Below are 12,997 nucleotides of genomic sequence, written 5' to 3' on the forward strand. Positions count from 1 at the left end.
TTATCGTTGACGCATGACCCCAGTGCAACCCACACCGCCCATCCGCCTCGACGATCTGATCGACGCCATCAAAAAGGTTCATCCCGATGCACTCGATCAACTCTCGAATGCTGTGCTCGCCGCCGACCACCTGGGCGACATCGCAGATCACCTCATTGGGCACTTCGTGGACCAGGCCCGACGAACCGGCGCTTCGTGGACCGACATCGGCCGGAGTATGGGTGTGTCGAAACAGGCCGCTCAGAAACGTTTCGTAGCAAAGGATCCGGGCGAGCCCAACGACCTCGACTCCAGTCAAGGCTTCAATCGCTTCACCGAGCGAGCGCGCAATGTGGTGGTGGCGTCGCAGAACGAGGCACACAGCGCACGGAACGCGGACATCGCTCCCGCCCACTTGATCCTCGGTCTGGTGGCCGAGCCGGAATGTCTGGCCGGTGCCGCGCTCACGGATCAAGGTATTTCCATACGCGACTTGGGTGCGCGGGCTCGTGCGGAGCTCGGTCCCCAATCGGATTCGATGCCCGCACTGATTCCGTTCGACGCCGCATCCAAGAAGGTACTCGAGCTCACCTTCAGAGAAGCGCTTCGTCTGGGGCACAACTACGTCGGAACCGAGCACATCCTGTTGGCGCTCGCAGAGGTAGAGGACGGCGACGGCATTCTGGCAGGCCTCGGTTTCGACAAGGCGCAGGCCGAACGGTTCATTGCGGACACCGTCGACGTCCTTATGGCCGCGAACAACGAGGCTCAGCGAAACGGGACATGAGGGCGGAAATGGGGGTCGAATCCCGCCCGGTTGTCTCGAATCATCGTGCGGTCGAGCCCTGATCAGCCCCTCAACCGCCGATCCAACGCACCGACGATGTCCTTCCAGATCTGCGTTCCCGGATCCACGACGGCGAAATGGTCGCCCTCACCTTCGATGTAATCGACCGAATCACCCGCTCGAGCAGCGGCTGCGGCGTAGTCGCGGCTCATCGGAAGGAGGTCGTCTTCAGTTGCGCACGCGACGATCAGGTCGACCCCCATCGGCAATCTCTGCCGCGGTGAGGACTGGTGGTAGACGTCGGGAATATCGGTGTAGCGCCCGCCGAGGGCGTTCGAGACGGACCCGTCGTCGACGGCGCGACTGTCTGCCTCGATCAGATCGAGAACGCCGGCAAGCGTGACGGCGACGGCGATGTCACCGGGGTTGTCCGCCACAGCCCGCATGGCCAACTGACCGCCGGCGGAGTGGCCGATCACGGCAATACGGTCGAGGTCCACGTTCGGCAGCGAAGACACGTGCGAAATCGCAGCGGCAACGTCCGAAGTTGTTGCGGCCCAATCGTGCTGGTCGGGGCAGCGGTACTCGACATTCCAGGTCGCGAAACCGCGCGCGGTGAGGTCCTCAGCCGTGTCGTTCAGCATGTCCGATCGATACTGGCTGCGCCAGGACCCACCGTGAATCAACACCGCGACTGGGTGTGGCCCTTCTCCCGGCGGTGTGCGCAGGTCGCCGTACTGGTCGGGGTGGTCGCCATAGGACTCGGACATCGACCCACTGTAGGCGGCTCATCAGCGACCGTCGTCGACAGAGCTCAGCAGCAATCGCATTCGGTTGTCCGACTCGGTCCCGCAACTGCCGGCGTCGGAACGGCGCAGCACGCGTCCCCCTTCCATGCCGAGCGCCCCTCCTTCACCGCGACGACGGCGATGACGAGCGCGGCGACCGGATCGGCCCAGGACCACCCGAAGGCACTGTTCACCACGAGGCCTACCAGGAGCACAGCGGAAAGGTAGGTGCAGAGCAACGTCTGTTTGGAATCGGCCACCGCGGTCAGCGAACCGAGTTCCCTTCCTGCTCGTCTCTGCGCCCAGGACAGCGCCGGCATGATCGCCAAACTTACCGCGGCCAAGATGATTCCGACGGTCGAGTGCCGAGGTTGGTCGGCGCCGAGCAACGACCGGACGGCATCGATCCCGACATAGGCAGCGAGGGCGAAAAACGAGAACGCGATGACGCGCAGGGCTGTTCGCTCGCGCCGTTCCGGGTCGGGTGCGGCGAACTGCCACGCCACCGCGGCGGCCGAGGACACTTCGATGACCGAGTCCAGGCCGAAACCCACCAATGCGGTCGAGGACACTCGAGTTCCCTCGGTGAGGGCGATGACTGCTTCGATCACGTTGTAAGTGATCGTCGCCGCGACGAACAACCGGATACGACGTGACAACACGGCACGCCGAGCGACGGTGGGGGATGCTGCCGTCACGCCTGCATTCGACACCATCAGCAGCAACCCTCGCTGCTGGAATCGGGGCAGTGCCGCGGGTCCACCGCCAACACCACGTCGAGCAGGTCGTCCAAAGCCCGCCCGATGTTGCCGTCGGCCAGTTCGTAGCGGACGCGCCTACCGTCGGGAACCGCTACGACCAACCCGCAACCCCGAAGGCATGCGAGATGGTTGGAGAGTTTCTGGCGACTGACGCCCAACGAATCAGCAAGTGTCGCCGGGTGTTCCGGGCCCGCTTTGAGCGCGAGCAGGATTCGCGTTCGAGTTTCGTCGGACAGCGCATGCCCGAAACGAGCCAGAACCGATACGTCGGTGAGAACGTCCATGCGCAGACAGTACATCGAAAGCTGTATTCAGCGAGAGCTGTAGCCACGGAGTCGTACCGAAGTCGGCACGGGCGCGGCGTCACCGATGCGGCAGGTCCGTCATCCGTCTCAGCAAGGGCACTGCAGCCACCATCGTCCGAACCTCGTCGTCGGTCATGGTCTCGAGCACCCGCCCGACGGCGGAATCCCATGCCGTGTCGATTGCGCGTCGGTCGAGTCGCGCCTGTTCGGTCGGACGCAGCAACCCGGATCGGCGGTCTCGAGGATCGATTTCGCGTTCCAGAAGGCCGCGCTCGACGAGTCGTCGGACGGACGTACTGATGTTGCTCGGTTGGCGGGACAGGCGTCGGGCGATGTCCGACACCGTTGCACCCGGGCGGTCGAACACGGCGCGAAGTACGTCGAATTCCGACTGAGGCAGGGGAGTGAGGCCGACCTGCTGCTCGCCGAATCGGCGCAGTTCCCAGATCAGCGTGTCGATCGTCACGGCGATCTCGTGGGTGATGTCGTCGGCGGTCATGTGTGGCACACTACCTATCGAAGTACATATATATCTATACGTAATGGAGATGCCCATGACGAAAGACCGTCTGCCCGGATCGGTGATCGCCGTCCTCGCGTTGCTCACCGCAGTGGCGCCGCTCGCGACCGACATGTACCTCCCGGCGTTCCCGAGCATGGCCGACGAGTTCGGCACGTCCGCATCTGCCGTACAGCTGACGTTGACGGCGTTCATGATCGGGCTCGCGGTCGGACAGTTGGTGATCGGTCCGCTCTCCGACCGCTTCGGTCGACGGCCGCTGCTGCTGGGCGGAACCCTGATTTGCGCCGTGTCGAGCGCAGCGTGCGCCGTGGCCCCGACCATCGAAACGTTGACCGCCGTCCGATTCGTCACCGGCTTCACCGGCGCAGCCGGCATCGTCCTGAGCCGCGCCGTCATTTCCGACCGCGCCGAGGGCGTCGACGCAGCGAAAGCCTTCAGCTTGATGATGTTGATCGGTGGAGTCGCCCCGATCGTGGCGCCGCTCCTCGGCGGCACGCTGGTCGGGCACATCGGCTGGCGTGGTGTGTTCTGGGTGGTCACCGCGCTGGCGGCCATCATGTTCGTCGGAGTGGCAGTGAAGGTCGCAGAAAGCTTGCCCGCGGAGAACCGCAGCGCAGGAGGTTTCTCGGCGCTGAAACAAGACGCCGGTTACGTCCTCGGCAACCGACGCTTCGTCGGCTACACGGTGTCCTTCGCGCTGGCCTTCGGCGTCATGTTCGCCTACATCTCTGCGTCGCCATTCGTGCTTCAGAACCTCCTCGGGTTGTCGACGCTGACGTACTCGATCGCGTTCGCCTGCAACGCTCTCGGTCTCGTCGCGGTGAGCGCGCTGAATGCTCGCCTCGTCGGCACGGTCGGACCCGAGAAGTTGCTCCGAGTCGGAATCGTCGTCATCTCGGTGGCGTCGACGCTGTTGGTCGTCGACTCGATCGCAGGGGTGTCGCTGTGGCCTGTTCTCGTTCTCCTCTGGATCGCGGTCAGCGGGCTCGGCCTGGTCATGGCCAACGCCACCACGCTCGCCCTCGCCGAAGTTCGACAGGCAGCCGGAACCGGGTCGGCCGTCCTCGGCGCACTCCAGTTCGGACTGGCTGCGCTCGTCTCTCCGATCGTCGGCCTCGGGGGAGAGGGCACGGCGGTCCCGATGGCGTCGACCATGTTCGCGTGCGAGATGTTGTCTGCGGCGGCCCTTGCCCTCGTCTCCCGACGGCGGTTGGGGGCCACCTCCGGGGCCCACTAGAATTGACCGAGTGACCAGCTCAGACCACGCACCGTCCGAACCGCAGGACAACCCCGCCGACCTGCTTCCCAAGAACTGGAACCCCGGCGAGGTGGAAGCCGATCTCTATAAGGGGTGGGTGGACGCCGGTTACTTCACCGCGGACGCGGACTCGTCGAAGCCCGGCTACTCGATCGTTCTGCCGCCGCCCAACGTGACCGGCAGCCTGCACATGGGCCACGCTCTCGACCACACCCTGATGGATGTGCTCGCGCGCCGTAAACGCATGCAGGGCTACGAGGTGCTGTGGCTTCCGGGCATGGACCATGCCGGAATCGCCACCCAATCGCTCGTCGAGAAGAAGCTTGCGGCCGACGGTGTCTCCAAGGACGACATCGGCCGCGAGAAGTTCATCGAGAAGGTCTGGGAATGGAAGGCCGAGTCCGGCGGCACCATCGGCGAGCAGATGCGCCGACTCGGCGACGGCGTCGACTGGACCCGCGACCGATTCACCATGGACGAGGGTCTCTCGCGCGCTGTTCAAACCGTGTTCAAGAAGTTCTACGACGCCGGTCTGATCTACCGCGCCGAGCGGCTGGTGAACTGGTCGCCGGTCCTGCAGACGGCGATCTCCGACATCGAGGTCAAGTACGAAGACGTCGACGGCGAGCTGGTCTCGTTGCGGTACGGCTCTCTGAACGACGACGAACCGCATGTCGTCGTCGCGACCACCCGAGTCGAGACGATGCTGGGCGACACGGCCGTCGCCGTGCACCCCGACGACGAGCGCTACACCCACCTGGTGGGTACCTCGTTGCCGCACCCGTTCCTCGATCGCGAGATCCCGATCATCGCCGACGACTACGTCGACCCCGAATTCGGTACGGGCGCAGTGAAAATCACACCCGCGCACGACCCCAACGACTTCGAGATGGGACTTCGGCACTCCCTGCCGATGCCCTCGATCATGGACAAGACCGGCCACATCGTGGACACCGGAACACAATTCGACGGTCTGGAACGTTTCGAGGCGCGTGTCAAGGTCCGCGAAGCGTTGGCCGAGCAGGGCCGCGTGGTCGCGGAGAAGCGCCCGTACACCCACAGCGTCGGTCACTCCGAGCGCAGCGGAGAGCCGATCGAACCCCGGTTGTCGCTGCAGTGGTGGGTCAAGGTCGACACGCTTGCCACGGCGGCGGGCGACGCGGTGCGCAGCGGCGAGACCGTGATCCACCCCAAGAGCCAGGAACCGCGCTGGTTCTCCTGGGTCGACGACATGCACGACTGGTGCATTTCCCGTCAGCTCTGGTGGGGTCACCGCATCCCGATCTGGTACGGGCCCGACGGCGAGACGATCTGCCTCGGACCCGACGAGAGCGCCCCCGAAGGGTGGACTCAGGATCCCGACGTGCTCGACACCTGGTTCTCGTCCGGCCTGTGGCCGTTCTCGACGATGGGATGGCCGGAGCGTACTGCGGACCTCGAGAAGTTCTATCCGACAAGCGTTCTCGTCACCGGGTACGACATCTTGTTCTTCTGGGTGGCCCGCATGATGATGTTCGGCACCGCAGTCGCCGACGAACTTCCCGGCGCCGTTCCGTTCCGAGACGTGTTCTTGCACGGACTCGTTCGCGACGAATTCGGTCGCAAGATGAGCAAGTCCAAGGGCAACGGCATCGACCCGCTCGACTGGGTCGACCGGTTCGGAGCCGACGCGCTGCGCTTCACCCTGGCCCGCGGCGCGAACCCCGGTGGAGACCTCTCCGTGGGCGAGGACAACGCTCAGGCATCGCGCAACTTCGCAACGAAGCTGTTCAACGCCACCAAGTTCGCGTTGATGAACGGCGCTGTGGCGGCGGACCTTCCGGACCGTGCCGACCTCACCGACGCCGACCGCTGGATCCTCGACCGCCTTGCGACCGTGCGGGCCGAGGTCGACGACACCCTCGACCGGTACGAATTCTCGAAGGCATGCGAGGCGCTGTACCACTTCGCATGGGACGAGGTCTGCGACTGGTACCTCGAACTCGCAAAGGTGCAGCTGGGTAACGGGCACGATTCCACCCGCGCCGTGCTGGGCACCGTTCTCGATTCGCTGTTGCGACTGCTGCATCCGGTCATCCCGTTCGTGACCGAGACGCTGTGGAAGGTGCTCACCGGCGGACAAACCGTCGTGACCGCCTCGTGGCCCGCCGAAACCGGTGTCGGCGCCGATCCTGTTGCGCTGCAACGCGTCACCGACATGCAGAAGCTCGTGACCGAAGTTCGACGTTTTCGCAGCGATCAGGGTCTCAAGCCCAAGCAGAAGGTGCCTGCCCGCCTCGGGGGAGCGAGCGAAGCCGACATCGACGGGCAGCTGTCGGCGGTTCGGTCGCTGGCGTTCCTGACCGATGCCGAGGCGGACTTCACGCCCTCGGCATCGCTCGAGGTTCGGTTGTCCCTCGGCACGGTGACCGTCGAGCTGGACACCTCCGGCACAGTCGACGTGGGCGCCGAGATCAAACGTGCGCAGAAGGATCTCGCGGCGGCGGAGAAGGAGCTCGAGACCACCACGGCCAAGTTGGGCAACGACAAGTTCGTCGCCAATGCGCCCGAGGCGGTCGTCGACAAGATTCGCGGACGTCAGCAGCTCGCCGGTGAGGACATCGAACGAATCACCAAGCGGCTGAAGGAGTTGGGCGGTCAGTGACTACCCCACACGAGCACGCGTACGACGGACCTGCCGACCCCGGACCGTCACCGGTCGACCTCGCCGAGTTCACGCTCGTCGAAGCCGAACTCGACCGCCGGTGGCCCGAGACGAAGATCGAGCCGTCACTCGACCGCATCGCCGGACTGATGGACATTCTGGGGTCGCCCCAGAACAACTATCCGTCCATTCACATCGCCGGCACCAATGGCAAGACGTCGGTGACGCGCATGGTCGAGTCGCTGCTGCGCGCATTTCATCGCCGCACCGGGCGGACCACCAGTCCGCACCTGCAGCTGGCCACCGAGCGCATCGCCATCGACGGCAAGCCGATCTCACCGCGGCTCTATGTCGACACGTACCGCGACATCCTCCCCTACGTGGAGATGATCGACCGGCAGTCGCAGGAGGCCGGTGGCCCCGCGATGAGCAAGTTCGAAGTGCTCACGGCCATGTCGTTCGCGGCGTTCGCGGAAACACCCGTCGACGTCGCCGTCGTGGAGGTGGGTCTCGGAGGTCGTTGGGACGCAACCAATGTCGTCGACGCGCAGGTCTCGGTGATCACGCCCATCGGAATCGACCACATCGAGTACCTGGGCAGTGACCTCGCCGGGATAGCCGCCGAGAAGGCCGGCATCATCAAGAAGGCGCCGGAGAGTGTCGTCCCCCTCGACACGGTCGCCATCCTCGACGAGCAGCAGCCCGAGGTGGCCGACGTGTTGCTCCGGCGGGCCGTGGAGATGGACGCGGCGGTCGCACGAGCGGGTTCGGAATTCAAGATCCTGTCCCGAGGCGTCGCCGTCGGCGGGCAGGTCCTCGAATTGCAAGGCCTCGGTGGTGTCTACGACGAGATCTTCCTGCCGCTACACGGAGAGCACCAGGCGCGCAACGCATCCCTGGCACTCGCGGCGGTGGAAGCATTCTTCGGCGCCGGCGCGGATCACCGCCTCGACATCGACTCGGTCCGGGAAGGGTTCGCCTCCGTCGTCAACCCTGGTCGACTCGAACGCGTACGCAATGCACCCACCGTGTTCCTCGACGCCGCACACAACCCGCACGGCGCCTCGGCGCTCGCGACGGCGCTGAGCGAGGAGTTCGATTTTCGCAAACTCGTCGGCGTGGTTGCGGTGATGGCGGACAAGGATGTCGACGGCATCCTGACCGCTCTGGAACCGATCTTCGACGAGGTGGTGGTGACACACAACGGGTCGCCACGCGGGATGGACGTCGAGGAACTGGCCAACATCGCCGTCGCCAAATTCGGGGACGAACGCGTCGTGGTCGCGGAGACCCTGCCCGACGCCATCGAGGTGGCGATCGGCATCGCCGAAGACGTTGCCGACGAAGGTGAGGCAGTATCGGGTGCAGGAGTCGTGGTGACCGGTTCCGTCGTGACGGCGGGAGTGGCGCGCACTCTGTTCGGAAAGGACCCGGCGTGAGCGACAACGAGATCGACGACATCGACCCCGTCACCGGGTTTCGTGCGCCGATCACCGATCCGTGGAAAGGCTTCCGAGGCGTCTGCGCGGGCACACTGGTTCTCGAGGCCATCGTCGTCTTCCTCGCACTGCCCGTTGTCGGCACCGTCGGCGGGGGAGTGACCTGGGTGAGCGGCACCTACATCGTGGTTCTGGGCCTGCTGATGATCGTCGGGTCCGGACTGCAGCGTCGTCCGTGGGCGATGCAGTTCAACGTCGCACTCCAGGTCTTCGTCATCCTCGGGTTCTTCGCGCACCCGTCCATCACCGCCATCGGCGTCATGTTCGCGGTGGTGTGGGCATATCTGATCTACCTGCGCCGCGATATCCGTCGACGGATCACCCAGGGCCTCCTCGCGGGTCAGCGCGACTTCGAGTAGCACCTGCGCCCTATGCTGAGCGGCGTGACTGAGCGAACTCTCATACTGATCAAGCCCGATGGCGTGAAGCGCCGGTACATAGGAGAGATTCTGGGCCGCATCGAGCGCAAGGGCCTCGACATCGTGGCACTGAAGCTCGAGACGGTGACCCGTGAACTCGCCGGCACCCACTACGCCGAGCACGAGGGCAAGCCGTTCTTCCCCGACCTGCTCGAGTTCATCACCTCCGGACCCGTCGTGGCAGCCGTACTCGAAGGCCCCCGTGCGATCGCCGCCTTCCGGCAGATCGCCGGTGGAACCGACCCCGTCGAGAAGGCCGTTCCCGGATCGATCCGCGCCGACCTGGCTCTCGACGGTGGCCAGAACCTCGTCCACGGCTCCGACTCGGTGGAATCGGCGGATCGCGAGATCGCACTCTGGTTCCCCGAACTGGCCTGACGCAGGCCGGGTATCCCGCAGGTCACGTCGTCGCGCGGCCTCCACACCGCGCGTCGAGTGGGATCCTGGCACGAGGCCGTCGGCGAGTGTGGGATACTGACAACGGTTGCGACGCAATTACTGTTCACGCGTTCGCAACCGGATGACAACCAACGGTTCGATGCCCGTCATCGCGGCCACGCTGCTGCAGGACACCCCTTGCACCCGTGTCACGCTGAAGATCAGGCGCTCGGATCGTCGGACGTACCAGCCATCCGACCAGGCAACGCATTGAACCGTGGTGACCGCCGGTTGCCACGCCAATGCGAGGCGAGACCACTCTCTCGCGTCCAGTCGACGCGAGAACAGACACAGCTCCCGTGTGGCCGCGTGCCATTCGCCGTGAATTCGGTGAATGAACGCGCCCGGGGGCCCGAGGAGAACACGTGGCCGACCACGAGCCGCCCCAGACTTCATCCGACTCCGACACCGGAATCGCAGACACCGGACGTACAGACACCGGTGGCGCTGATACCGGAAGCGCCGATCCGGCGCTCCCCGAGCGCATCCGTGTGCATGCTCTCGCCAAACGGCTCGGTGTCACCAGCAAGCAGGTGATGGCCCAGCTCGTCGAGATGGGTTCGCCCGCTCGCAACGTGCAGTCCAGCGTGGTGCGAGCCGACGCCGAGGCCGTGATCAACGCGCTCGGGGCCGTTCCCACCGCAGACGCGCCCGCGCTCGCGGACACCCCGGAGCCCGCCGAGCAGGCGATCGACAGCATCCCCGATGTCGGTGCGCCCGAGCCTGCAGAGCCGTCGCAGACGCCGCAGCCGGACCTCTTCACCAACATCGAAGCCCCCGTGCAGTCGACGCCGCCCGTCGGTACGTCCGCCGCCATGCCGCTCTTCGTGCAGCCGGAGACGCCGTCCGACGATGCGCCCGTCAAGGCGCCGGCTCGCAAGCGACGTCGCGCCAAGTCGGAAACGCCGAAAGTCGAGACGCCCGAGGCCGAAACGCCCGAGGTTCAGACGCCGGCGGTCGAGACTTCGGACGACACCGACGCTTCCCCCGAGAAGACGCCGGTCGGCGACACCGAGTCGGGCGACATCGTTGCACCGGCCTCGACGGACGCAGACTCCTCCGACGATTCCGGACCCGACTCCGGTGACGACCAGGAATCGTCCGGGCCACGACGACGCCGGCGGGGACGCCGCGGTCGGGGCCGCGGGCGCGGCGAGCAGCAGGACTCGGACGATTCGACGGACGACGGCGAGTCAGACGACTCGTCGGACGACACCGTGACCAAAACCGACAGCGCCGACGTCGTGTCGTCGGACGACTCCGAGAAGGACAGCTCCGACCTCGGCGCCGAGAAGGACAATTCCGACGACGACCAGTCGGACGACGACGACTCCGATTCCGACTCGGGCAGCCGCCGACGTCGTCGCCGGCGCCGCCGCAAGAGCACCGGGGACAGCTCGACCGATTCGAACGACGAGGACGACCCGCCGAACACGGTGGTGCACGAACGCGAACCCCGAAACAAGCAGCGCGCTCCCAAGGACGAGGTCCAGGGCATCTCCGGATCGACGCGTCTCGAGGCCAAGCGCCAGCGCCGACGTGACGGGCGTGATGCCGGCCGCCGCCGTCCGCCGATCCTGACCGAATCCGAGTTCCTGGCTCGCCGCGAGGCCGTCGATCGCACGATGGTCGTCCGCGAGAAGGCATTGGCCGGTCATCCCGACCTCACGCAGGTCGCCGTGCTCGAAGACGGTGTGCTGGTGGAGCACTTCGTGACCAGCACGTCGTCGGGGTCGATCTCCGGAAACGTCTACCTCGGACGTGTTCAGAACGTGCTGCCCAGCATGGAGGCTGCGTTCATCGACATCGGCAAGGGACGCAACGGCGTGCTCTACGCCGGTGAGGTCGACTGGGAAGCAGCCGGCCTCGGTGGCAGCTCGCGCAAGATCGAGCAGGCACTCAAGCCGGGTGACCAAGTTCTGGTCCAGGTCAGCAAGGATCCGGTCGGTCACAAGGGTGCTCGTCTCACCACGCAGATCTCGCTGGCGGGTCGCTTCCTCGTCTACGTCCCGGGCGGTTCGTCCACCGGTATCTCGCGCAAGCTTCCGGACACCGAGCGCAAGCGACTGAAGGACATCCTGCGCGACATCGTCCCGGCCGACGCCGGGGTCATCATCCGCACGGCATCGGAAGGCGTCAGCGCCGAGGAACTCGCCCGCGACGTGACGCGTCTGCAGGCGCAGTGGGCCACCATCTCGGATGCGTCGTCGAAGGCGGAGTCGAGCAAGGGGTCCAACCCGCAGAGCCTGTACGAAGAGCCCGACCTGCTGGTCAAGGTAGTCCGTGACCTCTTCAACGAGGACTTCTCGAAGTTGGTCATCGAAGGTGACCGCGCATGGTCGACCGTGCAGAGCTACATCGAAACCGTGGCTCCCGACATGCTCCCGCGGGTGGAGCGATACGAGGCGTCCTCGAAGGACATCGACGTCTTCGCCGCCTACCGCATCGACGAGCAGCTGGCCAAGGCACTCGACCGCAAGGTCTGGCTACCGTCCGGCGGCACGCTGGTGATCGACCGCACCGAGGCCATGACCGTGGTCGACGTCAACACCGGCAAGTTCACCGGTGAGGGCGGCAACCTCGAAGAGACCGTCACCCGCAACAACCTCGAGGCAGCCGAAGAGATCGTGCGGCAGATGCGTCTGCGCGACATCGGCGGAATGATCGTCGTCGACTTCATCGACATGGTGCTCGAGTCGAACCGTGACCTCGTGCTGCGGCGGCTCACCGAGGCCCTCGGCCGTGACCGCACCCGTCATCAGGTGTCGGAGGTGACGTCGCTCGGCCTGGTCCAGATGACCCGTAAGCGCATGGGCACCGGATTGATCGAGGCGTTCTCGACGACATGCGAGCACTGCCACGGTCGCGGCATCATGATCCACCAGTTCCCGGTGGAGCCGAAGTCCGACGAGGGTCGCAGCGGCGGAAACAACAGCGGTGGCAACAGCGGCAACGGCGGTGGAAACAACGGCGGCGGATCCCAGCGTTCGGATCAGACGTCGGGCAACAACCGTCGCCGCCGGGGTGGCAAGGACAAGAACGACACCCGGACAGACGCCGCTCCGGTGGAGTCGGAGAAGGATGCTGTCGACGTCACTGCCAAGCGCGCACACCCGGTCGCGTTGGCGATGGCCGCTCATCTGCACCCGGACGACGAGGCCGAGGCCATCGAGGTCGACGGTGCGGAGGTTGTCGCGTACGAGGATCCTGCCGAGACGGCCGCCGCGGCCGTCGAAGCGGTTCGTGAAGCGGAGTCGGCGTCGAGCCACGAGACCGAGAAGGTGGCCGAGCCCGAGAACGCAGCCAAGGCCGAGGACGTAGCAAAGCCTGCAGCCGAGCCCGAATCGGACCCGACTCCCGCCACCAAGCCGCGACGCAGCCGTCGGGTGTCCCGCGCGGCGGCCGCACCGGCCGGCGAAGCTGCGGGCACGGTCATCGTCATCCCGCAGGGCGCGTCCGCTCCAGAACCCGCCGAGCCCGCGGTGACTGCTCCGGCAGGTAGGGCGTCCGTTGCTCCGGCCACTGCGCCGACTCGGCCGAAGCGCAGGCGCGCGGCAGGACGGCCCGCCGGTCCACCGGTGGACGGGGAGTAGTGA

General features: G+C 65.8%; 11 protein-coding genes. 7 read left to right on the forward strand and 4 right to left on the reverse strand.

The window, feature by feature from the left end; translation table 11 throughout:
- The first annotated feature begins 13 nt into the window (after nucleotides 1–13).
- Nucleotides 14–766: a Clp protease N-terminal domain-containing protein gene (locus IEW02_RS07785; RefSeq protein ID WP_188544259.1), complete on the forward strand. Its 753-nt coding sequence runs from the start codon at nucleotides 14–16 to the stop codon at nucleotides 764–766.
- A 62-nt stretch (nucleotides 767–828) separates the two neighbouring features.
- On the opposite strand, the gene IEW02_RS07790 is transcribed toward IEW02_RS07785, so the two are convergent.
- The 4 genes from IEW02_RS07790 to IEW02_RS07805 form a co-directional block, all read right to left on the reverse strand.
- Nucleotides 829–1,536 (reverse strand): alpha/beta hydrolase family protein, encoded by a 708-nt coding sequence (locus IEW02_RS07790; RefSeq protein ID WP_188544260.1) that lies wholly within the window; start codon nucleotides 1,534–1,536, stop codon nucleotides 829–831.
- 44 nt (nucleotides 1,537–1,580) lie between these two features.
- Nucleotides 1,581–2,270, reverse strand: coding sequence for a cation efflux transmembrane domain-containing protein (locus tag IEW02_RS07795; RefSeq protein ID WP_188544261.1), 690 nt, complete (start codon nucleotides 2,268–2,270; stop codon nucleotides 1,581–1,583).
- Nucleotides 2,270–2,599: an ArsR/SmtB family transcription factor gene (locus tag IEW02_RS07800; RefSeq protein WP_188544262.1), complete on the reverse strand. Its 330-nt coding sequence runs from the start codon at nucleotides 2,597–2,599 to the stop codon at nucleotides 2,270–2,272. The genes IEW02_RS07795 and IEW02_RS07800 overlap by 1 nt, the downstream gene beginning before the upstream one ends.
- Before the next feature lie 79 nt (nucleotides 2,600–2,678).
- Nucleotides 2,679–3,119 carry a MarR family winged helix-turn-helix transcriptional regulator gene (locus IEW02_RS07805; RefSeq protein WP_188544263.1) on the reverse strand — a complete coding sequence of 147 codons (441 nt, stop codon included), beginning with the start codon at nucleotides 3,117–3,119 and terminating at the stop codon, nucleotides 2,679–2,681.
- A gap of 55 nt (nucleotides 3,120–3,174) precedes the next feature.
- Here IEW02_RS07805 and IEW02_RS07810 point away from each other — a divergent pair, with 55 nt between their 5' ends.
- The 6 genes from IEW02_RS07810 to IEW02_RS07835 all read left to right on the forward strand — a co-directional run bounded on the left by IEW02_RS07810 (nucleotide 3,175) and on the right by IEW02_RS07835 (nucleotide 12,994).
- Nucleotides 3,175–4,380, forward strand: a complete 1,206-nt coding sequence (locus IEW02_RS07810; RefSeq protein ID WP_188544264.1) for a Bcr/CflA family multidrug efflux MFS transporter — start codon at nucleotides 3,175–3,177, stop codon at nucleotides 4,378–4,380.
- Between the two features lie 10 nt (nucleotides 4,381–4,390).
- Nucleotides 4,391–7,045: a valine--tRNA ligase gene (locus IEW02_RS07815; protein WP_188544265.1), complete on the forward strand. Its 2,655-nt coding sequence runs from the start codon at nucleotides 4,391–4,393 to the stop codon at nucleotides 7,043–7,045.
- Nucleotides 7,042–8,484 (forward strand): bifunctional tetrahydrofolate synthase/dihydrofolate synthase, encoded by a 1,443-nt coding sequence (folC, locus tag IEW02_RS07820; RefSeq protein WP_188544266.1) that lies wholly within the window; start codon nucleotides 7,042–7,044, stop codon nucleotides 8,482–8,484. The genes IEW02_RS07815 and folC overlap by 4 nt, the downstream gene beginning before the upstream one ends.
- On the forward strand, nucleotides 8,481–8,903 hold the full coding sequence (locus IEW02_RS07825) for a DUF4233 domain-containing protein (RefSeq protein ID WP_188544267.1): 423 nt from the start codon (nucleotides 8,481–8,483) through the stop codon (nucleotides 8,901–8,903). The genes folC and IEW02_RS07825 overlap by 4 nt, the downstream gene beginning before the upstream one ends.
- A 24-nt stretch (nucleotides 8,904–8,927) precedes the next feature.
- A complete protein-coding gene (gene ndk / locus IEW02_RS07830) occupies nucleotides 8,928–9,341 on the forward strand; it encodes a nucleoside-diphosphate kinase (protein WP_188544268.1) in 414 nt (137 codons plus the stop codon).
- A gap of 425 nt (nucleotides 9,342–9,766) precedes the next feature.
- Nucleotides 9,767–12,994, forward strand: coding sequence for a translation initiation factor IF-2 N-terminal domain-containing protein (locus IEW02_RS07835; protein ID WP_188544269.1), 3,228 nt, complete (start codon nucleotides 9,767–9,769; stop codon nucleotides 12,992–12,994).
- The last annotated feature ends 3 nt before the right edge of the window (nucleotides 12,995–12,997 follow it).

It is taken from the genome of Rhodococcoides trifolii (genome assembly GCF_014635345.1).
Lineage (GTDB): Bacteria > Actinomycetota > Actinomycetes > Mycobacteriales > Mycobacteriaceae > Rhodococcoides > Rhodococcoides trifolii.